At 51.8% G+C, this 22202-nt stretch carries 22 protein-coding genes and 1 riboswitch; all 22 genes read left to right on the forward strand.

Features of this window, described 5'->3' with window-relative positions; genetic code table 11:
- Positions 1-7 precede the first annotated feature (7 nt).
- A riboswitch (purine riboswitch) is annotated at positions 8-103 on the reverse strand.
- Positions 104-324: 221 nt separating this feature from the next.
- The 22 genes from DWX59_RS24585 (at position 325) to DWX59_RS24685 (ending at position 21963) form a co-directional block, all read left to right on the forward strand.
- Complete coding sequence (locus tag DWX59_RS24585) at positions 325-1302, forward strand: nucleoside hydrolase (RefSeq protein ID WP_117562508.1); 978 nt, start codon at positions 325-327, stop codon at positions 1300-1302.
- A gap of 2 nt (positions 1303-1304) precedes the next feature.
- The gene (locus DWX59_RS28915) at positions 1305-1448 is read left to right on the forward strand and encodes a hypothetical protein (protein WP_166460296.1); all 144 of its coding nucleotides are present in this window, start codon (positions 1305-1307) and stop codon (positions 1446-1448) included.
- Between the two features lie 12 nt (positions 1449-1460).
- On the forward strand, positions 1461-2225 hold the full coding sequence (locus DWX59_RS24590; protein WP_117562510.1) for a nucleoside phosphorylase: 765 nt from the start codon (positions 1461-1463) through the stop codon (positions 2223-2225).
- Positions 2226-2228: 3 nt separating this feature from the next.
- Complete coding sequence (locus DWX59_RS24595) at positions 2229-2963, forward strand: GntR family transcriptional regulator (protein WP_117562603.1); 735 nt, start codon at positions 2229-2231, stop codon at positions 2961-2963.
- Between the two features lie 68 nt (positions 2964-3031).
- Positions 3032-4222: a BMP family lipoprotein gene (locus DWX59_RS24600; protein WP_165642605.1), complete on the forward strand. Its 1191-nt coding sequence runs from the start codon at positions 3032-3034 to the stop codon at positions 4220-4222.
- Positions 4223-4352: 130 nt separating this feature from the next.
- Complete coding sequence (locus tag DWX59_RS24605; RefSeq protein WP_117562512.1) at positions 4353-5909, forward strand: ABC transporter ATP-binding protein; 1557 nt, start codon at positions 4353-4355, stop codon at positions 5907-5909.
- A complete protein-coding gene (locus DWX59_RS24610) occupies positions 5899-6978 on the forward strand; it encodes an ABC transporter permease (protein ID WP_117562514.1) in 1080 nt (359 codons plus the stop codon). Before DWX59_RS24605 ends, DWX59_RS24610 begins: the two co-directional genes overlap by 11 nt.
- A complete protein-coding gene (locus DWX59_RS24615) occupies positions 6975-7916 on the forward strand; it encodes an ABC transporter permease (RefSeq protein WP_117562517.1) in 942 nt (313 codons plus the stop codon). The genes DWX59_RS24610 and DWX59_RS24615 overlap by 4 nt, the downstream gene beginning before the upstream one ends.
- Positions 7916-8710 (forward strand): nucleoside phosphorylase, encoded by a 795-nt coding sequence (locus DWX59_RS24620; protein ID WP_117562520.1) that lies wholly within the window; start codon positions 7916-7918, stop codon positions 8708-8710. The genes DWX59_RS24615 and DWX59_RS24620 overlap by 1 nt, the downstream gene beginning before the upstream one ends.
- An 18-nt stretch (positions 8711-8728) precedes the next feature.
- Positions 8729-9505: a nucleoside phosphorylase gene (locus DWX59_RS24625; protein ID WP_117562522.1), complete on the forward strand. Its 777-nt coding sequence runs from the start codon at positions 8729-8731 to the stop codon at positions 9503-9505.
- 261 nt (positions 9506-9766) lie between these two features.
- Positions 9767-10075, forward strand: a complete 309-nt coding sequence (locus tag DWX59_RS24630; RefSeq protein WP_117562525.1) for a PTS fructose transporter subunit IIB — start codon at positions 9767-9769, stop codon at positions 10073-10075.
- Positions 10076-10117: 42 nt separating this feature from the next.
- Positions 10118-11221 carry a PTS fructose transporter subunit IIC gene (locus DWX59_RS24635; RefSeq protein WP_117562528.1) on the forward strand — a complete coding sequence of 368 codons (1104 nt, stop codon included), beginning with the start codon at positions 10118-10120 and terminating at the stop codon, positions 11219-11221.
- 50 nt (positions 11222-11271) lie between these two features.
- Positions 11272-12156 carry a class II fructose-bisphosphate aldolase gene (locus DWX59_RS24640; protein WP_117562530.1) on the forward strand — a complete coding sequence of 295 codons (885 nt, stop codon included), beginning with the start codon at positions 11272-11274 and terminating at the stop codon, positions 12154-12156.
- Positions 12157-12181: 25 nt separating this feature from the next.
- On the forward strand, positions 12182-14143 hold the full coding sequence (locus tag DWX59_RS24645) for a BglG family transcription antiterminator (RefSeq protein ID WP_117562533.1): 1962 nt from the start codon (positions 12182-12184) through the stop codon (positions 14141-14143).
- Between the two features lie 17 nt (positions 14144-14160).
- Positions 14161-14610, forward strand: coding sequence for a PTS sugar transporter subunit IIA (locus DWX59_RS24650; RefSeq protein WP_117562536.1), 450 nt, complete (start codon positions 14161-14163; stop codon positions 14608-14610).
- A 14-nt stretch (positions 14611-14624) separates the two neighbouring features.
- Complete coding sequence (locus DWX59_RS24655) at positions 14625-15791, forward strand: iron-containing alcohol dehydrogenase (protein ID WP_117562538.1); 1167 nt, start codon at positions 14625-14627, stop codon at positions 15789-15791.
- A gap of 1 nt (position 15792) precedes the next feature.
- Positions 15793-16812 carry a 5-dehydro-2-deoxygluconokinase gene (gene iolC, locus DWX59_RS24660; RefSeq protein WP_117562540.1) on the forward strand — a complete coding sequence of 340 codons (1020 nt, stop codon included), beginning with the start codon at positions 15793-15795 and terminating at the stop codon, positions 16810-16812.
- Between the two features lie 5 nt (positions 16813-16817).
- Positions 16818-17828 (forward strand): aldo/keto reductase, encoded by a 1011-nt coding sequence (locus DWX59_RS24665; RefSeq protein WP_117562543.1) that lies wholly within the window; start codon positions 16818-16820, stop codon positions 17826-17828.
- Positions 17829-17846: 18 nt separating this feature from the next.
- Complete coding sequence (locus DWX59_RS24670) at positions 17847-18530, forward strand: RpiB/LacA/LacB family sugar-phosphate isomerase (RefSeq protein ID WP_117562545.1); 684 nt, start codon at positions 17847-17849, stop codon at positions 18528-18530.
- 2 nt (positions 18531-18532) lie between these two features.
- Positions 18533-19894: a nickel-dependent putative hexonate epimerase gene (locus tag DWX59_RS24675; RefSeq protein ID WP_227116732.1), complete on the forward strand. Its 1362-nt coding sequence runs from the start codon at positions 18533-18535 to the stop codon at positions 19892-19894.
- Positions 19895-20013: 119 nt separating this feature from the next.
- The gene (locus DWX59_RS24680) at positions 20014-20727 is read left to right on the forward strand and encodes a biosynthetic peptidoglycan transglycosylase (RefSeq protein WP_117562548.1); all 714 of its coding nucleotides are present in this window, start codon (positions 20014-20016) and stop codon (positions 20725-20727) included.
- Positions 20728-20835: 108 nt separating this feature from the next.
- On the forward strand, positions 20836-21963 hold the full coding sequence (locus DWX59_RS24685; protein WP_117562550.1) for a CdaR family transcriptional regulator: 1128 nt from the start codon (positions 20836-20838) through the stop codon (positions 21961-21963).
- Positions 21964-22202: the final 239 nt, after the last annotated feature.

Genomic DNA, 22202 nt, shown 5'->3' on the forward strand with positions numbered 1-22202 from the left:
AAAGCCAGTATACAAAATAGAAGCATGTAGTCAACTATTCCGGTAGCTGGTAGATACGTTCATCCTATTATGAACTTATACAGGCATCGCAACGCTATTAGTTTAACATAAAATGACTGGTTATGCAAGGATAGATTGGCAAATAATTTTGGCCTAAATATAAAAACCCTAAAAAATAATTAGGCAACATTAAAAAAATATATGGCGGATTCGTCTAAAAAATGTACATTTAGCATAAAAAACTGGTGACACCATGTTGACAACTTGGCTGCCATGTTGTAAACTGGACATACAAGATGAAGCGAATGAAAAGGAGTATGGGTTATGAAACGGATTATTATTGACGCAGATACGGGAGTGGATGATTCCCTGGCCATATTATACGCACTCAGGTCCCCGAATTTCCGGGTGGAAGGGATTACCACATGTTTTGGCAATAACAATGCAGAACAATCTGCGGACAACTCCTTGCGCTTGATAAAACTTTCAGGCTGCGGCTATGAGGTGCCGGTGGCCGTGGGCGCCAATGAATCCCTGGAGGGGGTGTTTGAGTCGGCGCCGGCATTTATCCATGGGGATAATGGAATTGGCAATGTGGAGCTGCCAAAGAGCACCCAGAAACCTCTTGAGGAACCTGCCTGTGATTTCATTATAAGGAAGGCAGAGGAGCTTAAAGGGGAACTGATCATCATAACCACAGGCAGGATGACCAACCTGGCCCTGGCCTTTCAGAAAGACCCCGGGCTTCCCGGAAAGGTGAAACGGGTGGTATCCATGGGCGGCACCCTGAATGCGCCCGGCAATATAACACCTTATGCCGAGGCCAATATCTACGGGGATGCCATGGCTGCGGATATTGTGTTTAAGGCAGGATTCAATCTGATACTGGCAGGCCTGGATGTGACCATGAAGACATTCATCACGGACAGGGATGTGCAGGACCTGTGTACATACTGTCTGGAAGAATGCAGGCCCATTGCAGGGTATATAAAGGATGTGCTTAAATTCTATTTTGAATTCCACCGGGTATCCATGGGCATGGCCAACGCGTGCGTGGTCCATGACCCGCTGGCCGTACTGATAGCAGAAGACCCGTCCCTGGGCATGTTTAAGATGGTCAGGGCAGGGGTGGAATATGGGAATGAGGCATTTAAGGGCATGATAAAGACTGACAGCGGGTTCGTACCGGTCCTTGACCGGGAGGAGATTGCCGTGTGCGTGGAGGTGGATTCCGTAAAAGCCGTGCGCAGGCTGTTCTCCGTATTCCAGGACATGAGGCCGGGGCGGTATAACAAGTCATAGTAATGTTTATAAGGAACCGGGCGGACAAGCTGTACGCGGCGCTGGTGTACAGTGCCCTGGGTGCGGATGTATGCGGTATGTGCGTGGACGGCAGATGGGTCATGAGGGAGCGCAGGCCCATAAGCCGAATAAATAAAAAGGGATAAAGGAGAAATGTTATGGGAAAGAAAATGATGCACATTGGGTTGGAAGCCGGGGATGTGGGAAGGTACGTGTTCCTTCCGGGAAGCCCGGAGCGTACGGAGAAAATAGCAGCATATTTTGACAATCCAAGGGAGATTGCCTATAACAGGGAATACAGGACATTCGTAGGGGAACTGGATGGTACCATGGTGGCTGTGACCAGCACCGGGATTGGGGGACCGTCTGCTGCCATTGCGGTTGAGGAGCTGCACCAGTGCGGCGCGGATACCATGATGCGCGTGGGCACCTGTGCGTCCGTATCTCCCAAGGTGTCCCTGGGGGATGTGGTAATCCCCAACGGGGCAGTGAAGATGGAGGGGGTGAGCCAGCACTATCTGCCGGTGGAATTTCCTTCCGTGCCGGATTTCCAGATGCTTAAATGCATTGAGCAGGCAGCCATTAACCTGGATTATCCATATAATGTGGGAGTGACCATCACCAAGGCGTCCTTTTACACACAGACCGAGCCGGAAACCAAGCCGGTGGGACCGGAGCTTCAGTATAAGTGGTCCGCATATGAAAAAGGCGGGGCCGCCTCCACCAGCATGGAATGCGCCCCACTCTTTGCAGTGGGTGCGTCCCTGGGAATCAGGACGGCCTGTGTGATGGCCAGCGCCACCAATTGCAGGAATTACAGCGATAACGGCAGGAATACGGGAATCGATATTGAGGACAGGGCAATCAGGACCGCAATTGAAGCAATGAGGCTTATAATCAGGAAAGACAAGGAGATGGCATAATTGATGGATTATAAGGAAATGCCCCAGCTGGGGGATTTGAATATACCTTATTATGTGCAGATTTACGATATTATTTACCAGCTGATCCAGGATGAGAAGCTGAAGGAGGGGGATTCCCTTCCGGGAGAGAACATCCTGGCAGAGTACTGGAACGTAAGCCGCAGTACGGTGCGTATGGCGGTGCGCAAGCTGGAAGAGGACGGTTATATCTATAAGATGCAGGGGAAAAAGACCACGGTAACGGGACAGCTGGCCAGGAATAAGGATGGGCTTCAGCATATTACCAACCCATGCCTTGTCAGCTGCGTGGATGCCATTACAAGGGTGGAGGCAGTCATCAGCGTCCAGAACGGAGGACGGCTGATTGGCGATTTGCTGGGATATAACGGCAGGGGGTTCACGGCAGTGGCCGTGGACATGAAATATTTTGTAGGCGATGCTTACGTGGCGTCTTCGGTGGCAATCATCCCTGTGCTGCTTCTGGAAAAAGAGGAAATAGCAATTGATGATGAGGAAGGGCTGAAGGAATTTGCCCTTGCCTCCTTATATAAGCAGGCGGAGCGTTCCAGGCTTTCCATGAGCGCTGTGGAGTGGTCCAGCGAGGTGGTGGACCAGCCCCAATGCCCCATTGTCATTGTAATGGATGAGGTGCTGTTTAAGGGCGAGGAGCCATTAAGCTATCACAAGTACAGGATGGATAGCAACTGGTACCGTTTTACACTGGACCGCAGACTGTGACAAGTGAAACCTTCTGCTGAATAAGCAGTTTGTTAAAATAACATGTACGATTACAGGAGGAAATGGAAATGAAGAAAAGAATCGTAAGTACCCTACTGGCGGCCGCCATGGCAGCATCCATGCTGGCTGGCTGCGGATCTTCCGCAAAAGAGACAGCAGCGGTGCAGGCAGGCAAGGAATCCCAGGCAGGGGATACCACGGCACAGGCGCAGGAGGAAAATGCAGATGACGCAGGTGCTTCTGACAAACCCCTGAAAGTGGTTTATCTGTGCAACGGCAACCTGGGCGACAAGGGCTTCAATGACTCCGCCGCAAGCGGCATGCAGATGCTGGCGGATAAGATGGGGGCCGAGGTCAAGACCATCGAGATGGGCAGGGACGAAACCAGCTACGAGGGCAATTATCTGGATGTGTCTGAGCAGGACTGGGACATGATTGTATCCGGAACCTGGTCTGTCAAGGAACTGGCCCAGGATATTGCGGCTGAGTTCCCTGATAAGAATTACCTGATTTTTGACGTGTCGGTTGACAGGGACGTGGTGACAGAAGGCAATATGATGGGCGTTAACTACTACTCCAACCAGGCGGCATTCCTTTCCGGCGTACTGGCGGCCAAGATGCTGGATTCCGGTGATGCCAAGATTGATCCTTCCAAGAAGATTTTAGGCTTCGTAGGTTCCATGGATACGTCCAATATCAATGATTTCCTGGTAGGGTATCTGGAAGGCGTCCAGTATGTGGATCCTGAGATTAAGGTCGTGACTTCCTACGTGGGCTCCTTTGAGGATGTTTCCAAATGCATGGAAATGACCACCCAGCTGTATAACCAGGGCGCCCAGGTGGTTTACGCGCCGGCCTCCCAGTCCATCCTGGGCGCCGTGACAGCAGCGCAGAAGTCAGATAAATACCTGATTGCCTGCGACCAGGACCTTTATGCAGAATTAAAGGATTCCGATCCGGAACTGGCAGCCAATGTGATTTCCTCCAGCCTTAAGAATGTGGGTGAATCCATCTATACCTCTGTCAAGGGATGGAGCGAGGGAACCATGAGCCTGGACCAGGATTACATCCTGGGACTGGACAGCGGGGCAGTGGGTCTGGCAAAGAATGAAAACTATACAAAACTTGTTCCTGAGGACATCCAGAAATTTATTGACGAGACAGAACAGAAGGTTATAAGCGGTGATATCACGGTTGGAACCGCCTTTGACATGACAACAGAAGACGTAGCAGCTCTTCGTGATGGCATGAAGCCTTGATGCAGGGAAGTCTGGTCCGGGAGGCTGCTGTAGCGGATACAGGGCCTCCTTTTTTGAACGTAAAATCCGGTGTGGATCTTGGAAACATGCGGTGCAGGAAGGGCGGCGCCGGAAGGATGAGGTGTTGATTATGGCAGAAGAAGCATTGAGAATGTCCCATATTGTGAAAATCTACCCCAATGGGGTCATGGCCAACAAGGATGTGACATTGTCCGTGAACCTTGGGGAGATACATGCCCTATCCGGTGAGAACGGTGCGGGCAAGTCTACCCTGATGAAAATCCTGTTTGGCGAGGAACAGCCGACATCAGGTGAAATTTATGTAAATGGAAAACAGGTACATATGTCATCCCCGCAGATGGCAATAAAAATGGGGATTGGAATGGTGCACCAGCATTTCATGCTGGTATCCTCCCTGACGGTTGCGGAGAACATCATCCTGGGCATGGAGCCCAGGAAGGGCGTCATGGTAGACCTGGCTTTTGCAAGAAAGCAGGTGGAAGAGATGGGCAGGAAATATAACCTTTACGTGGACCCGGACAAGCGGGTGGAGGACCTGACCGTTGGACAGAAGCAGAAGGTAGAGATCCTTAAGGCGCTGTTCCGCGGGGCCAGGATCCTGATCCTGGACGAGCCCACGGCCGTGCTGACGCCCCAGGAGACCCAGGAACTGTTTGATGAGCTTCTGCACCTGAGGGACAATGGATATACAATCATATTCATTTCCCATAAGCTTCAGGAGATTAAGCAGATATGCAGCCGGATTACCATCATACGCCGCGGGACCACCATGGGGGTGCATGAGGTGGAACAGGTTTCGGAGCAGGATATCTCCCGCCTTATGGTTGGCAGGGACGTTATCCTGAATGTGGAGAAGGAGCCGGCCAGTCCAAAGGAAGCCCTGGTTAAGGTAAGGGACCTGGTGGTGGTGGACGAGAATGGGAAGCATGCAGTGGACCATGTGTCGTTCTCATTGAGAAAAGGCGAGATCCTTGGAATTGCCGGGGTGGAGGGCAATGGGCAGACCGAACTGGTGCGGGCCATTACCGGTATGGGGTCTTACAGCCGCGGTACCATTGAGATAAGCGGACAGGATATCAAGGGATATTCAGTTGAGAAGATCAGGAAATTGAAGCTGGCCCATATTCCTGCGGACAGGATGACCATGGGCATGGCGCCCCACCTTTCCATTACGGAGAATATGATTGCAGATAAGCTGGGCTGGAAGCGTTTCTTTAAAAGCGGGGTGCGGGATAAGAGGGCGGTAAAGGAATACGGGGATGAGATGGTAAAACAGTACCTGATATTCTGTAAGTCCCAGGACGTGGCCATCAACAGCCTGTCAGGCGGCAATATCCAGAAAGCGGTCCTGGCAAGGGAACTGTCCGGGTCCCCTCAGGTCATCATCGCGGACCAGCCCACCAGGGGTGTGGATGTGGGCGCAACGGAGTTTATCCGCAGACGCCTGGTTGAGATGAGGGATGAAGGGAACGGGGTCATCCTTGTGACTTCTGATTTGAATGAAGTACTGGGCCTTTCCGACAGCCTGATTGTCATGTATGAGGGAAGGATCGTGGCTTATATCAGCGACACCTCCCGGATGACAGAAAACCAGCTGGGAACCTATATGCTGGGAATCCAGGTACAGTCGGAGGAAGAGATAAAGGAGGCGCGGCATGAACAGTAATAAACGAATCAACCTGCTGGTGGACCTTGTGAAGCTGGCCCTGATAATCCTCATAGCCTGTGTGCTGGTATCTGTCATTGTGTTTATTGTAAGCGATGACCCGTGGACAGCCATCAGCAGTTTTTTCCTGGGGCCATTTACCTCCCTGCGCAGGGTGGGCAACATCATAGAGGCGGCGTCGCCGTTAATGTTCACGGCGCTGGCAGTAATCATTATCTTTGGTTCCGGCCAGTTTTCCATGATTGCAGAAGGTTCCTTCTTTATCGGAATAACAGGCGCCATGGTGGTGGCCATTGCCTGTAAGCTTCCGGGCGGCGTCCACCCGGCGGCGGCCATCCTGTTCGGAGGATTCTGCGGGGCCGCGGTTGCACTGGTCCCGGCCCTGCTGAAAATGAAATGGAATGTAAGCGAGCTGGTTACGTCCATCATGTTCAATTACGTGGTGCAGTTTTTTGCCATTTACATGGTCAGCTATCATTTCCGCGAGGTCAGCAGCTCCAGCCTGGCTTCCCTGGAATTTGAAAAGACATCCAGGCTTCCCGTTGTCCTTAACGGAACCAGGATCCACGCAGGCATTGTGCTGGGAATCCTGCTTTGTATCCTGGTATGGTTTTTCCTGTACCGCACATCCCTGGGGACCAGGCTCAGGATTACCGGGGACAATCCGCTGTTTGCCAGGTATGCGGGCCTTAAGGTCACCGGGCTCATGGTTGCGGCCCAGGTCCTTGCAGGGGCCATCGCAGGCATGGGAGGCGGAGCGGAGCTTCTTGGCATGTATAACCGGTTTAAGTGGACCACAACCCCCGGATATGGGTGGACAGGCATCGTGGTTGCGCTGCTGGCCAGAAGCAATCCGCTGCTGGTTCCTCTGGCAGCTGCCTTTATCGGGTACCTGAATGTGGGTGCGGATATCATGGCGCGCAGCAGTGATGTGGGCCGCGAGGTGGTGGATATCATCCAGGGCGTCATGATGTTCCTGATTGCAGCGGACGCACTGTTAAAAGGCTGGAGGCAGCATCTGATTGTCAAGGCCGCAAAAGCAGAGGAAAAGGAGGTGGCGCAGGCATGAATTTACTGGGCTTAATCATCAGTACGGACTTTGTGTACATGTGGATACGTGTGGCAACCCCCATTATCTTTGCTTCCCTGGGCGCTGTAATCTGTACAAAAGCAGGGGTGGTGAATATGGGGCTGGAAGGAATCATGCTCATATCAGCCCTGGCAGGCGTCCTTGGCAGCGCCTTTGGCGGGAACCTTGTTTGGGGCGTGCTGGCAGGCCTGCTGGCAGCGGTTGCGGTAAGCGCGGTGTTTGCATATTTCCATCTTGTCCTGAAGGCCAACAACGTACTTTGCGGCACGGCTGTAAACACCATGGCTACCGGTCTTACGGTATTCGTGCTTCAGCTGGCCACCGGGGAAAAGGGCAACTCCTCTTCCTTAAAAAGCTTTGCATTCCCCAACGTGGACATTCCTGTCATCAGGGATATCCCTGTTATCGGGACAATCCTGTCAGGACATAATGCACTGACATACTTTGCGTTATTCATGGTGGCAGCCATCTGGTTCTTTCTCTATAAGACGCCTACGGGGCTGCGCATGAGGGCGGTGGGCGAGAACCCGGACGCAGCATCCAGCGTGGGGCAGAACGTGGTGAGGATACAGTTCCTGGCCATTGTGCTGTGCGGCCTTATGACAGGACTTGGGGGAATGTACCTTTCCATGGGTTATCTTAACATGTTTGTAAGGGATATGACGGCTGGGCGCGGGTTCATTTCCCTGGCAGCCTGTTCCATGGGACAGGCCACGCCCGCGGGGGCCCTGCTGTCATCCATGATATTCGCATTTTTTGACGGGCTTTCCAATATCCTTCAGGTACTTAAGATCCCGTCTGAGTTCATACAGATGCTGCCATATCTGGCAACCATTGCAGGCCTTACGGTTTACTCCATCCAGAAGTCAGCCGCGGCCAGCCGTAAAATGAAGAAAATAAAGGAGGTACAGGGCTGATGGCACTGGACAAAGAAAGTAAGACAGCAGGAAAGAAGCAGTATCACATTCATCTGAAACCGGGCGATATAGGAAAATATGTGCTTTTGCCAGGTGACCCCGCGCGTTCCGACCGCGTGGCCAAGTATCTTGATAACGCTGAATTTGTTGCGGTTAACAGGGAACACCGCACCTTCACCGGATTTTATAAGGGGGTCAAGGTTTCCGTCACCTCCACCGGCATGGGCTGCCCTTCGGCTGCCATTGCGGCGGAGGAACTGATGAACATCGGGGCGGAATGCCTTATACGCATTGGAAGCAGCGCTGCCCTGCAGGATCATATTAAGATCGGCGACCTGATGATTTCCACCGGTTCCATGAAAAATGAGGGGACCAGCCGTTTTTATGTGCCGGACTGTTTCCCGGCTGTGCCGGATTTTGACCTGACCAGGGCCATCATAGATACGGCCAGGGAAATGCAGCCTGATTTATATGGAAAGGTGTATTACGGGATTAATGCATCGGACGACGCCTTTTACGGGGAAACCCAGGAATGGATTGACAAGCTTTCCGGGCTGGGATGCCTGAACGTGGAGATGGAGAGCTCCGCGCTTTACACGGTCTGCCATAAAAGGAAGAAGAGGGCGGCCATGATCAGCGCTGTTTCCGGCAACCTGGTTACAGGGGAAGTGATTTACGAGACAGCTAATGAGGGGCTGGCAAGAGGCTGGGATGAGGAAATCAAGATCGTGCTTGAAGCAATATACCGGTTTGAAAAGGAAATGAACGGCACAGGGAATGAAGCCGCACAATAGAAAAGGAAGGTATGAAACATGGGAGAACAGAAAACCATGCACACGGATGTAACATCTGACCAGATTGGGAAATACGTATTCCTGCCCGGAAGCGTGGAGCGGGCGGCCCTGATTGCAGAGCACTTTGACAACCCGGTAAAGGTTGCGCATAAGAGGGAATTCCTAACCTACACAGGAACCCTTGAGGGTGTGCCGGTGACCGTGACCAGCACTGGAATCGGCGGCCCATCTGCCTGCATTGCCATTGAGGAGCTGCACTCCTGCGGCGCGCACACCATGATGCGCATTGGTTCCGCCGCATCTACTTCCCCCAAGGTCAGGATGGGGGATGTGGTAATACCAAACGGCGCGGTACGCATGGAGGGGACGGGCAATCACTATCTGCCCTTTGAGTTTCCGGCCGTGCCTGATTTTGAGATGTTAAAGGCGCTGGAGGCAGCTGCCGTCAAGCTGGGACACCCCTATAACGTGGGGGTTACCATCACAAAGGATTCCTACTACACAGAGGCTGAACCTGAGACAAAGCCGGTTTATGAGGAGCTTAAGTACAAATGGGAGTCTTACATAAAAGGAGGCGCCACCAATACCAGCATGGAGTGCGCGGTGCTTTTCCTTGTGGGCGCGTCCCTGGGTATCAGGACAGCCAGTGTGATGATAAGTGCCACTGACTTTGGCCAGTATTCCAATGATGCAAAGGATTATCCGTCCGGTTGGGAACAGAGGGCCATTGAGGTGGGGATTGAAGGGATGAGGAGGATGATACGTAAGGATAAGGCGGATGGTATGTCCATGTAACGGAAAACTGTATTATGGGAGGGAATCCATGGTTACTGCAAGGTCCCCGGAAGGCGTCAGGCTTTCCGGGGACCTTTTTCTGGAATTTTGGCGGGTTGTATAGGATTCTGTAAATTTCCTAAATATTAGAAAATTACCGTATTTCAGCAAAATTACCGAAACATAAATGAAAAATTACCGTTTTGATATGCCGCAATAAGTTTCCCGTACCCCTAAGAAAAGTGATACATTCTAGGTAAAATAAATGAGAGGAGGCTGCATATGAAGATTTTAGCAATCACTGCCTGTACGGCTGGCATCGCCCACACCTACATAGCAAAGGAAAAGCTGGAAAACGCAGCAAAAGAATTAGGTGACTCAATTAAAGTTGAAACCCAGGGTTCCATTGGCGTTGAAAACGAACTGACACCGGAGGAAGTAAAGGATGCGGACGTGATCCTGATTTCTGCTGATATCCGCGTGAACAAGGAACGCTTCAAGGGGAAACCGGTGGTGGAGATTCCTATCAGTACGGTTATGAAATCTCCGAAGGGTGTAATTAACAAGATTCACGAGAAGCTTGGCAAGTGAGTATGGCAGATTGGCAAATACTGAAAGATGGGGGACTTTTAAATGGCAAAGAAGCAGAAATTCATGAAACACATTATGACCGGTATCTCCTATATGATTCCTATTGTTGTGGCAGGCGGTATCCTTGGGGCGCTGGCAAAGGCATTTGGCGGATGGGATATCGGAAGCGCTGTTGCGGCGGGTGCAACACCGTTTTCAAACCTGAATCCATTTACCTGGGTAGGGTTCTGGTGGGGTGTTAACAAATTAAGTTCCTATGCAATGGATTTTGCGGTTGCAGTGATGACAGCAGGCGCCGCTTATTCCATGGCAGGACGGCCCGGCATTGTGCCTGGTCTGATTATTGGCTACTGTTCGGCCCAGTCCAAAGCCGGCTTCTTAGGCGGCCTTCTGATGGCATTCATCATCGGTAAATTTGTGAACTGGATGAAGACATGGAAGCTTCCCAAATGGTGTGAAGGGCTTATGCCTGTTATGTTCATACCGGTCATATCCACACTTGTCTGCGGCATGATCTTCCTGTGTGTTTTCTCAATCCCTCTGGCATGGATCATGGATGTGTTCCAGCAGTGGATCATCTCCTTGAACGGCGGCGCGAAATCCGTGATTGGAGCGGTAATCGGTGCCTGCATGGGCTTTGATATGGGCGGGCCTGTTAACAAGACCGCATCCATGGCAGCCAATGCCCTGGGTGCCGACGGAATCAACGGCCCCATGTGTGCTAAGATCATCGGCGGCATGACTCCTCCCATCGGACTGTTCATCGCGACCATGATTAGAAAGAACAAGTTTACCAGGACCGAACTGGAGACAGCAAAGACAGCGCTTCCCATGGGACTCTGCTTTATCACGGAGGGCGTCCTGCCTTTTGCCGCAGCAGATCCCGCAAGGTTCATTCCGTCCAGTATGGCAGGTTCTGCTGTTGCGGGCGCCATTGCAGTAGGCATGGGCTGTGAGTCCGTGGCAGGCCATGGAGGCATATTCGTGGTTCCCATGATGAAGAATCCGGTGTGGTTCATGATTGCGCTTGTCATCGGCTCTGCAGTGACCGGCATCATCTACGCGCTGATTAAAAAGCCGTCCATGGATGAGGCTGCCGCAGAGGAAGAGGACATTGACATTGATCTGGATATCAGGATTGAATAGCTTAAATAATGGCGGTGTAAGGACAATGGACTAGAAAGGACAAAATCATTATGTTAGTTTCAATGAAAGCAATTCTTGAAGATGCAAATACAAATTACTACGGCGTCATGGCCATGAACAGCATTAACATTGAGATGGCGCGCGCCGGCATCATGGCTGCTGAGGAGGAACACTCTCCTATCATCATCCAGTTTGGCCCCGGCCAGATGAAGAATCATGCCCACATGGAGGAAATGCTTCCGGTGGTGGAGGAACTGGCAAAAAGGGTGCATGTACCCGTTGCCTTAAACCTGGATCACGGCAGTGATTTCTATGTGATTGCAGACTGTATCAACGCTGGTTTTACCAATGTCATGTTTGACGGCTCATCCCTTCCCTATGAGGAAAATGTAAAGAGGACCGCCATTGTCAGCGCCCTGGCCCACGGCATGGGCTGCTCCGTTGAGGGGGAGCTGGGCCATGTGGGACAGGCGGCTGACGCAGATGACGACAACCTGGATTTATACACAGACCCTGACCAGGCCATGGATTTTGTGACCAGGACAGGGGTGGATGCCCTGGCAGTTGCCATCGGTACGGCCCATGGCGCATATCCCAAGGGCAAGATCCCAAAACTTGACTTTGAACGTCTCCGCCTGTTAAAGGAAACCTTAAAGATGCCGTTGGTGCTGCACGGCGGTTCCGGCTCCGGGGAGGAAAACCTTAAAAAGGCTGTGGCAGGGGGAATCAACAAGATTAATGTGTGCACCGATGCATGGCAGGCTGCCAAGGATGCCACTTTACATGCCCTCAGGGATAACCCTGGGATGGACTATATGCACCTGTGCATGGCGGCTGAGGCAGGAATCAAACAGTTTGTCAAAGATTACATGAAAGTCATCGGTTCCAGCGGCCGTTATATTTATGGCCAGGCTGTGGGCAGGAGCAGCGAGTAATCACAAAAGAACAGGGAGTGCTGGATTGAAAGAGGATAAGAAGGCAAAAGACAACAGCCGGATAATGAGGCGCCTTCTGGATGGAGGAAGCTATACCACGTTGCAGATTGCAGAACAGGTAGGGCTGTCTGAAAAGACTGTGCGGACCAAGATGGACCTTATCAACGACTGGCTGGAGGAAGAGAACCTGGGACGGATTGAGCGCAGGCAGGGAAAAGGAATATGGCTGGCGGCGGATGAGAACCAGAAAAAGCGTCTGAACCAGCTGCTTCTCTCGGACCAGGACCTAAAGCCCGCCGCCTGCCAGGACAGCCGCAATAAACAGCTGATTGGAAAACTTCTGAAATTAAAGCCTGGTGAGATTACCACCCTGCAGCAGCTGGCCGACAGCCTGTATTTAAGCCCGCCTACGGTAGGTGGGCTTTTAAGGGATGTGGCCGGCTGGTTTTCAGAGAGGAGCCTTAGGATTGTTTCCATGCGGAGCAAGGGCGTGTGCCTGGAGGGGGAGGAATACAGCTTCCGGATTGCAATCAGGGACTATATGATGGATATGATGCCTGAAGTGCTGGAAGCCCTTTTGGGGACATTTGCCCCAGGGGTGGAGGTGACCCGGATCCGGAACATCATCGTGGATGCGGAAAATGCCTGGCGCATCGAACTGGCGGACGATTCTTTTAAGATGGTATGGATCATGGCCTGCCTGTCGCTGGCACGCCGGAGTAAAGCAGGAAAGTTCATACAGGCCAAGGAGGAGGACATCCAGAATTATAATGAATATTCCTTTTCGGAGTCCATTTACCAGAGGATTGAGAAGGAATATAAACCCCACACCTCAGAGGATGATGTGATGTTCCTGGCCCTGATGCTCCTGACCGCCAAAAAGCTGAAGAACTTCTCCGACTTGAAGGGAGGGGATTATGCCAGGGCATATGACAGGAATTTGGGGAAATTTGTAAAATTGATTATTGACACCATTGATTCGGTGCTGGATATTGACCTTTCCGGGGATGAGCTGCTTTATGAGAGCCTGATGCTCCACATGCGTTCCGCTATTTTCCGGATGAAGTATTCCACTGCCACCGGCGATCATATCAGCAAGTATGTTAAGAATGAATATAAGCAGACCTTTCTGGCCACCTGGTCCACCAGCAATCTTTTTGAAGAGTATTATGATGTGCAGGTGACGGAGGATGAACTGGCCGGGATTGCCCTTTACATACAGGCAGCCATTATCCGGAAAAAGAAAGGGCGGCCCATCAGGGCGCTGCTCATCAGTGAGCGGGGCATGGCTGCCAGCCAGCTGACCAGCGAGATGCTCAAGTACAGCATTCCTGAAATCACAGATATAGAGGCTGCCAGCTGCCATGACTTCCGGCTTTCCAATTACCGGGATGTGGATGTAATCATCAATACGTCAGGAAATGAAATCCGGGATGAGCGCGTGGTGGTACTGGAGGGGCATTTAAGGGACCAGGGAATCGAGGCGGTCCGCCAGAAGGTCAATCAGATTTTCTATTTCCGGAAAAAACAGGAATTTCATTTTAACAGTCTGTGCCATCAGCTGTTTGAGGCGGACCTTTTTTTGATTAGGCCCAAGGTTGGGGACAAGGACCAGCTCATTGGCATGATGGTGGATAAATTAGTTAAAAAAGGGGATGTGACGGCTCACTATCTGGAGAGCGTATTTGACAGGGAACGGGCTACCACCACCAGTATTGGACACGGTGTTGCAATCCCCCATGGCAATATGACGGAAATCAATGAATCCAGGATAGTGGTGGCGATTTTGGACAGGCCCATCAGCTGGCATGGCGACATGGTGGATATGGTGTTTTTGCTGGCTGTGAAAATGACATCGAAATTTGAAATAAAGAGGACAAAGCAGTTTTATAAGGATTTCCTTCAGCTGACAGATAATGATGAGAATCTGGAAGCCGTGAAGAAAATGGATTCTGCCTTGGACATTTATCAATATTTTATAAAATAGAGGGGAGATTTCAGAATATGGCTGTAAAAGAGATTCTGGATGATCGGGTCATTGACCTGAATATGAATGCAAAGAATAAGGATGAAGTAATCAGGCATCTGGCCGGACTCCTGAAAAATGCCGGATACATTGAGAATCTGGAGGGGTATGTGAGGGATGTGTATGTGAGGGAAAGCGAGGGAATCACGGGAATCGGCGGACATGTGGCCATTCCTCACGGAAAGTCGGACCATGTGGACCGCGTGGGGATTGCTGTGGGCCGCACCAGGGATATGATTGACTGGGAATCTTACGATGGGGAGCCATCCCGCCTGTTTTTCCTCTTTGCTGTCCCGGCCGACAGTGACGGCGCCAAGGACCACCTGCGCCTCATTGCAGAACTGGCCGGGAAACTGGGAAATGACAATACCATGAGAAGGCTGCAGACCGCTGCTTCCTATGATGACCTGCTGGAGGCATTTTCATAAAGGAGACAAAGAAGATGGCAGATACATTTATTGCGCCCGGACAGATCATAAGCGGAAACCGGGCCTTGGACATGGCCGCAGGAACCGTGGCAAAGCTGGGAAAAAAGGCCCTGGTGGTGACGGACGATGTCATGCGGCAGCTGGGGAATCTGGATAAGGTGACGGACATGCTTATAAAAACAGGAGTTTCATATGCTGTTTTTACAGGAGTGGGCGGAGAACCGGATGACCGGATGATTGAGGCCGGTGTGGCTGTGTACCGGGAAGAAAAATGCGACTTTCTCATGGCTTTGGGGGGAGGGAGCCCCATTGACTCCATGAAGGCCATTGCCATGATTGCGGCCTGGGGCGGCAGGCCGGCAGACTACATGGGCAGGACTGTCTGTGAGAAGCCGGCACCCATGGCAGCCATTCCCACCACGGCGGGGACAGGATCGGAGGCCACCCAGTTCACCATTATCACGGACACGGCAACGCAGGTAAAGATGCTCTTAAAGGGACCTGGGCTTATGCCGGATCTGGCGGTCATCGACCCGCAGTTTACCATGACAGCGCCTCCGGGAATCACGGCAGCCACGGGTGTGGACGCCCTGACCCACGCCATTGAGGCGTATACTTCCAAAAAAGCCCAGCCCCTCAGCGATACCCTTGCCCTGTCTGCCTGCCAGAGGATTTTCAGCCATTTAAAGAGTGTATGGGAACATGGGGATGATTGGGAAGGAAGGAACCAGATGGCCCTGGCAGCCCTGGAGGCCGGCATGGCCTTTAACAACTCCTCGGTCACCATTGTCCATGGAATGAGCCGTCCCATGGGCGCCCTGTTCCACGTGCCCCACGGCATCTCCAATGCCATGCTCCTAAATGTTTGCCTGGACTATGCCAAGGAGGGGGCAGCGGACCGTTTTGCCCATATTGCGGTCAAATGCGGTTTGGGGAAGCCGGAGGACAGCAGCCGTGAGGCGGCGGATAAGCTTATGGAGCGGGTAGGAATGCTTCTCAGGGAGATCCAGATTCCCACCCTGGCGGAATACGGTATCCCGAAAGAGGATTTTATGAGGGCAATCCCAAAGATGTCTGAGGATGCCATGGCTTCAGGCAGCCCGTCCAACACCCGCAGGGATGTTACGGTCCAGGAAGTGGAAGCCCTTTACAGGAAACTTTGGAAAAGGGAGGAGATGTAAAATGGAATATCTTACATTTGAGCAGGACAGGAAATATGACCTGATCCTGTTAGGCAGGATTGCAATCGACTTTAATCCCCTGGATTATTATAAGACCCTGGCGGAGAGCGGAACCTTCCGCAAATATGTGGGAGGTTCACCGGCTAATATCGCGGTAGGGCTTTCCAGGCTGGGAAAGAAATGTGGGTTTTTCGCAAGGATTTCCCATGACCGTTTTGGCGAATTTGTGGTAAACTTTTTTAAGGAGGAGGGGATTGACACCTCCCATATCAGGCTGTGTGTTAACGGGGAGAGCCTGGGGCTTACCTTTACGGAAATCCTGAGCCATGATGAGAGCAGCATTCTCATGTACCGCAACGGCGTTGCGGACCTGTCCCTCTGTCCGGAGGATATTGACGAGGATTATTTAAAGGAGGCTAAGGCCATCCTGATTTCGGGGACAGCCCTGGCTGCCAGCCCTTCCAGGGAGGCGGCCCTAAAGGCAGTGGCCCTGGCAAAAAAGAATGGTCTGCGCATTATCTTTGACATTGACTACCGCGCGTATAACTGGAAGAATGAGGATGAAATCGCCCTGTATTACTGTGCGGTGGCAAGGGACAGCGATATTATCCTGGGTTCCAGGGAGGAGTATGACCTGACGGAGCGGTTTTTGGGACTGGACGGTACGGATCAGGCCTCCGCGGCTTACTGGTGTGCCGGGCAGGCATCGGTTGTGGTGGTCAAGCATGGCAGGGAGGGGTCCACTGCCTACACCAGGGATGGAAATTCCTATTCCATCCGTCCCTTCCCGGTGGAGGCCCTGAAAGGGTTTGGAGGCGGTGACGGCTATGCCTCCAGCTTCCTCTACGGTATTCTTAACGGCCTGGATATGATGGACTGCCTGGAACTGGGATCCGCCTCCGCCTCCATGCTGGTGGCGTCCCACGGGTGCAGCCCGGATATGCCCACAGTAAAAGAGCTGGAGGCATTTATCAAAAAGGAAAAAGAGCAATATGGCGAAATGGTGGCCAGAGAGGAGTAATCAGTATGGAAATGAGGAAGATTGGTAAAACAGATATACAGGCCGCCGGCCTGGGCCTGGGCTGCTGGGCCATTGGCGGAGGCCTTTGGTGGGGGGACAATGATGACAGGATGTCCATTGAGACCATCTGTCGGGCATTGGATCTGGGCATCAACTGGGTGGACACTGCCAGGGTGTACGGTTTTGGACACAGTGAGGAGGTGGTGGGGAAGGCCCTTAAGGAGCTGCCCCGTCATAAGGTGGTCCTTTCCACCAAGTGCGGAATCCAGTGGTATGACAAGGGCGGGGAGCTTCATTTTACAAGGGAGGGCCATGAGGTCCGCCGGGACCTGTCCCCCAAGGCAATCCGCCGGGACCTGGAGCTGAGCCTGAAAGCACTTGGCACGGATTATATTGATGTTTATTACACCCACTGGCAGTGTATGACCTATGGCCTTGTGCCCGTGGCAGAGACCATGGGTGAGCTCATGAGGATGAAGGAGGAGGGCAAGATCCGGGCCATCGGCGCCTCCAATGTAAATCTTCAGATACTGAGGGATTACGAAGCCGCCGGACAGCTGGACGTAATCCAGGAAAAACTCAGCATCCTGGACCGGAAACCGGAGGCAGAACTTCTGCCCTTCTGCCAGGAGCACGGCATCACGCTCCAGGCATACTCCCCCATTGAACAGGGGCTGCTTGCAGGAAAGGCAGGGGATGACTATGTGCCTTCCAAAGGAAATGTCCGCGAAGGAAAGACATGGTGGAAGCCTGAGAACATTGCTGCGGTTAACAGGATGCTGGCAGGATGGCGGGACCTGACGGAGAAGTACCACTGTTCACTGGCAAATCTCTGTATTAAGTGGAACTCCATGCTGTCGCCTGATATTAATGTCCTCTGCGGGGCCAGGAAGGTTTCCCAGGTAGAGGACAGCGCCAGATCCCTGGATATCCCCATGTCCCAGGAGGATTTCCATCGGATGAAGAAGGATGCAGACAAGGTCATTTCCATGGCCGGAAAAAATAAAAAATTATAATGAAAAGAGGATACAATCATGAAAATCGCAGTTTTGAATGAATTTAGCCAGGCACCTAAAAACGGGATCATCCTTAAGGAATTAAAGTCTGTTGTGGAGCCAATGGGGCACCAGGTGTTTAATGCCGCCATGGAGGTTCCCCTCACTGACCAGGATGTTCCGGAAGCATACACCCAGGAGAATCCGCGCCTGACCTACCTGCATCTGGGAATCATGTCCGCGCTGCTCTTAAACTCCGGTGCAGTTGACTTTGTGGTCACAGGATGCGGGACGGCCCAGGGAGCGCTGATGTCCTTAAACATGTATCCCGGCGTTGTGTGCGGCTACTGTATTGAGCCCACGGATGCCTACCTGTTTTTGCAGATTAATAATGGAAACGCCCTTGCCATTCCATTTGCAAAGGGCTTTGGCTGGGGGGCTGAAATCAATTTGAACAATATCTTTGTCAAGGCATTTGGCTCGCCCAAGGGAATGGGATATCCGGACGGCCGCAAGGAAGCCCAGAACCGAAATGCAGACCTGCTGTTTGATGTAAAGAAAAAAGTTGCAAAGCCTCTTTTAGATGCATTAAGGGCTTTGGATCCCCAGATGGTGAAGGAGTGTATGATCCCCAGATTCCTTGACTGCTTCTACGCAGGCTGCCAGGATCAGGAAATCAGGGCTTTTGTGGATGAGATGGCTTACTCCAAAGGCGGGAATTAAGAATGGTGGAACATGTCAGGGAGCACAGCCTTATAGGGCAGCCGGACCACGGGAGGATACACCCTCTTAAAAGGGAGGAGATATACCGTGTCCTGGACCGTATGACAGAGGGCCTTCCTAAGGCAGGGAGGATTCTTCTGGTGCCGCCGGACATAACAAGGCTGTATTCCTATGCAGGGGTCATAACCTCATATTTATACAAAAAACTGTCTGTTGACGCCCTGGTCCGTATCCTTCCGGCCACCGGGACCCACCGGCCCATGACACCGGGGGAGCGCTGCCGGTTCTTTGGCCGGGATATACCGGACCATGCATTTCTTATCCATGACTGGTGCAGGGATACGGTGGATATCGGGACCGTGCCGGGCGCTTACTGTGCCCAAGTATCAGCAGGCAGGTATACAGGGGATATTTGCGCCCAGGTCAACCATTACATAGTGGACCAAAGCTTTGACCTGATCCTTTCCATCGGCCAGGTGGTGCCCCACGAGGTCACAGGGATGTCAAATTACACCAAGAACATACTGGTGGGCCTGGGAGGCCGCAGGATCATCAATGAAAGCCATATGCTGGGCGCGGTCTGCAACCTGGAGACAATCATGGGAAATACGGACACGCCTGTGAGGGCGGTGTTTGACTACATTGAGGAGCATTTCCTGAAACAGGCGCCCCTTATGTATATCCTTACCGTGACTTCCCAGGCAAAGGAGGACAGGCTGGTCCATGGGATATTCACAGGGGCTTCCAGGCAGGTGTTTGAACACGCCGCAGCCCTTGCCCGGGAATGTAACATAACATACCTGCCAAAGGCTGTGGAAAAGGTGGTGGCCTATCTGGAGCCGGAGGAATTTTCTTCCTTCTGGGTAGGGAATAAGGCGGTTTACCGCACCCGCATGATAATCCGGGACGGCGGGGAGCTGCTGGTCATTGCCCCGGGACTTAAGGACTTTGGGGAGAATCCGGAAGTGGACCGGTTGATCCGCAGGTATGGTTACAAGGGCACGGAGCGTACCATGGAACTGGTAAGGGAGGGGGAGTTTGCAGATATGACAATGGTCCCGGCCCATATGATACACAGTTCTTCGGAGGGGAGGTTTAAGATTACCTATGCCGTGGACCCCGGGAAACTGTCGCCCCAGGAGGTACAGGCAGCCGGATATGGATACATGGATGTGTCGGAGGCGCTGAAAAGATATCCTGTCGCCTGTATGGAGGACGGGATGCAGAGGATGGAAGACGGGGAAGAAATCTATGTGGTAAAGTCCCCGGCCCTTGGGGTCTGGAAGGTGGGAGGAACTCCCTTAAGAAATTCTAACGCCGCCTTTAGAAAAACTTCCACAAATAGTCAGGGAATAGTCACGTAGTGTTAAGGCTTTTTCAAAGATTAAATCCAAGGTATGTGATATGATAGATACATAAAGTGATAGATTATCAGCATATCCATAAACAAGGACAAATCAGATTGAGAAAGCGGGTGAAGTGAATGAAGGTGCGTAAAGGATTAAAATATCTGGCAGCTATGATCATGGCTGCAGGGATCTGTCTCTGTGCCATGGTCATCATGGATGGTTACCACATGTATAGGGATGCGGTGGCTGAGGTAAGCCTGGAAGATAAAGTGGCTTCCATCCGCAGCAAGGAAAATTACACCACCTTTGATGAGCTGCCCGAAATCTATGTGGATGCGGTGCTGTCCGTGGAGGACCACAGGTTTTACAATCATCCGGGCATTGACATGATTGCCATCGGAAGGGCTGTTTTTAATGATATCCGGGCAGGGGCATTTGTTGAGGGAGGCAGCACGGTGACGCAGCAGCTGGCCAAGAACATGTACTTTACCCAGGAAAAGGAACTGCAGCGCAAAGTGGCGGAAGTGTTTGTGGCTTTTGACCTGGAGCAGAATTACAGCAAGAACGAGATACTGGAACTCTATGTGAACACCATTTATTATGGAAATGGATACTACTGTGTTAAGGACGCCTCGGAGGGGTACTTTGGGAAAGCGCCAAATGACATGACGGATTATGAAAGCACGCTCCTGGCCGGAATCCCCAACGCACCGTCTAAATATGCCCCGACCGTAAGCCCGGAGCTGGCGCAGAAGCGTCAGGAGCAGGTGCTGGCGCGTTTGGTGAAATGCGGGTATTTTACGGAGGAACGGGCACTTGAGACGCTGGCGGCAGGGAATGTACTGTAGAGAGATGTATGCTGTGGATGTATGTTTGCTGAGGATGAGTCCAAGGCGCATTGACGATGGGAATCCAGGATGATATGATGGGAGTATTCAGATTCAGGAGGAAAATACATGCAGATATCGTCCAGCTTAGGAATGAGCATTGTCACGGAGGTAAAGAAAATCATCCATGAAGATCTGACATTCATGGATAAGAGCTGCCGTATCATTGCCTGTACAGATGAAAGGCGGATAGGAGATTTCCATGAGGCCAGCAGGAAGATGCTGGATGAGGGCCTTAAGGAACTGACGGTGCCGGATGACGATACATATCAGGGAACCCGGTCCGGGATTAACCTGACGCTGGAGCTTGAAGGCCAGGTCGTAGGGGTCGTGGGCATCACGGGAAACGAAGAAGAGGTCAGCCGCTACGGACAGGTAGTAAAGAAAATGACGGAAATCCTGCTGCTGGAAAGCTATTTGAAAGAAGAAAAAATCCGGGAACGCAGCGCCAGGAACCGCTTTTTGCAGGAATGGCTGATGACGGATGAGTTGAGGATGAATCCGGCCCTGGTAGATGAAGGTATCTCCCAGGGCATCGATGTGATGGCGGCCAGACGGGCTGCGGTGCTTGAGCATACCGGGAATTCCATCATGAGTCAGGAGGATGTGGAACGGATTGAACACAGGATCCGCCGCATCCTGAAAGAGGATATGCGCAATGTAAGCGGCAGCAGCGGCGGAAATTTTATCGTACTGATGAGTGAGCGCAGCGATGAGATGGCGGAGAAGCTGATTGCCCAGATACAGAAGGATGTCCTGAAGGAATGCGGATATCAGCTGATTGCAGGCGTGGACAGCCGTACTGTCAGCGGCGGACAGCTTAAAGCCGGATATCTTCGGGCCATTAAGGCCATGAACGGGGCCGCGGTGCAGGGAAATGGCGGGATTGCCTTTTACGACAGTATTTTATTGGAAATATTCATCAATGATATTGGACAGGCCACAAAGGAAGAGTTCATACAGCGTGTATTTAAGGGATGTTCGGAAAAGCGGATGAAGGAAGCTGTCCGTATTCTGAGGGTGCTCTATGAGTGCGACGGTTCCATCAACCAGGCTGCCGGGCAGCTGTACCTTCATAAGAATACCCTGCAGTATAAACTGAACCGGTTAAGGGAAAAAACGGGTTATGACCCACGTAAATTAAGCTCGGCGCCTTATTACTATCTGGCGATTGCGTTTTATGAGAGCATGGAATGAGGGATATTCATAGGGAGAGGATTACTGCGGGCAGCGGTAGTCCTTTTTTTGATGCGGCCTGGAATCCGCAGGCGGGGTAATGTGAGATAAAAGTGCATAAAATTTCAATGCAAATATATATAAATAAATATAAAATACACAAACATATATATTATACATACCATATTATTCTGATTAAATATGGCTTTTGTAACATATCGGTGAGAATGATTTTATGTTATAGTTAATTCATGAAAAAC

Source organism: Enterocloster aldenensis (genome assembly GCF_003434055.1).
Classification (GTDB): domain Bacteria; phylum Bacillota; class Clostridia; order Lachnospirales; family Lachnospiraceae; genus Enterocloster; species Enterocloster aldenensis.

Coding starts and splice junctions, on each gene's coding strand:
- DWX59_RS24585 (WP_117562508.1), top strand. CDS start 325: ATGAAACGGATTATTATTGACGCAGATACGGGAGTGGATGATTCCCTG.
- DWX59_RS28915 (WP_166460296.1), top strand. CDS start 1,305: ATGTTTATAAGGAACCGGGCGGACAAGCTGTACGCGGCGCTGGTGTAC.
- DWX59_RS24590 (WP_117562510.1), top strand. CDS start 1,461: ATGGGAAAGAAAATGATGCACATTGGGTTGGAAGCCGGGGATGTGGGA.
- DWX59_RS24595 (WP_117562603.1), top strand. CDS start 2,229: ATGGATTATAAGGAAATGCCCCAGCTGGGGGATTTGAATATACCTTAT.
- DWX59_RS24600 (WP_165642605.1), top strand. CDS start 3,032: ATGAAGAAAAGAATCGTAAGTACCCTACTGGCGGCCGCCATGGCAGCA.
- DWX59_RS24605 (WP_117562512.1), top strand. CDS start 4,353: ATGGCAGAAGAAGCATTGAGAATGTCCCATATTGTGAAAATCTACCCC.
- DWX59_RS24610 (WP_117562514.1), top strand. CDS start 5,899: ATGAACAGTAATAAACGAATCAACCTGCTGGTGGACCTTGTGAAGCTG.
- DWX59_RS24615 (WP_117562517.1), top strand. CDS start 6,975: ATGAATTTACTGGGCTTAATCATCAGTACGGACTTTGTGTACATGTGG.
- DWX59_RS24620 (WP_117562520.1), top strand. CDS start 7,916: ATGGCACTGGACAAAGAAAGTAAGACAGCAGGAAAGAAGCAGTATCAC.
- DWX59_RS24625 (WP_117562522.1), top strand. CDS start 8,729: ATGGGAGAACAGAAAACCATGCACACGGATGTAACATCTGACCAGATT.
- DWX59_RS24630 (WP_117562525.1), top strand. CDS start 9,767: ATGAAGATTTTAGCAATCACTGCCTGTACGGCTGGCATCGCCCACACC.
- DWX59_RS24635 (WP_117562528.1), top strand. CDS start 10,118: ATGGCAAAGAAGCAGAAATTCATGAAACACATTATGACCGGTATCTCC.
- DWX59_RS24640 (WP_117562530.1), top strand. CDS start 11,272: ATGTTAGTTTCAATGAAAGCAATTCTTGAAGATGCAAATACAAATTAC.
- DWX59_RS24650 (WP_117562536.1), top strand. CDS start 14,161: ATGGCTGTAAAAGAGATTCTGGATGATCGGGTCATTGACCTGAATATG.
- DWX59_RS24655 (WP_117562538.1), top strand. CDS start 14,625: ATGGCAGATACATTTATTGCGCCCGGACAGATCATAAGCGGAAACCGG.
- iolC (WP_117562540.1), top strand. CDS start 15,793: ATGGAATATCTTACATTTGAGCAGGACAGGAAATATGACCTGATCCTG.
- DWX59_RS24665 (WP_117562543.1), top strand. CDS start 16,818: ATGGAAATGAGGAAGATTGGTAAAACAGATATACAGGCCGCCGGCCTG.
- DWX59_RS24670 (WP_117562545.1), top strand. CDS start 17,847: ATGAAAATCGCAGTTTTGAATGAATTTAGCCAGGCACCTAAAAACGGG.
- DWX59_RS24675 (WP_227116732.1), top strand. CDS start 18,533: ATGGTGGAACATGTCAGGGAGCACAGCCTTATAGGGCAGCCGGACCAC.
- DWX59_RS24680 (WP_117562548.1), top strand. CDS start 20,014: ATGAAGGTGCGTAAAGGATTAAAATATCTGGCAGCTATGATCATGGCT.
- DWX59_RS24685 (WP_117562550.1), top strand. CDS start 20,836: ATGCAGATATCGTCCAGCTTAGGAATGAGCATTGTCACGGAGGTAAAG.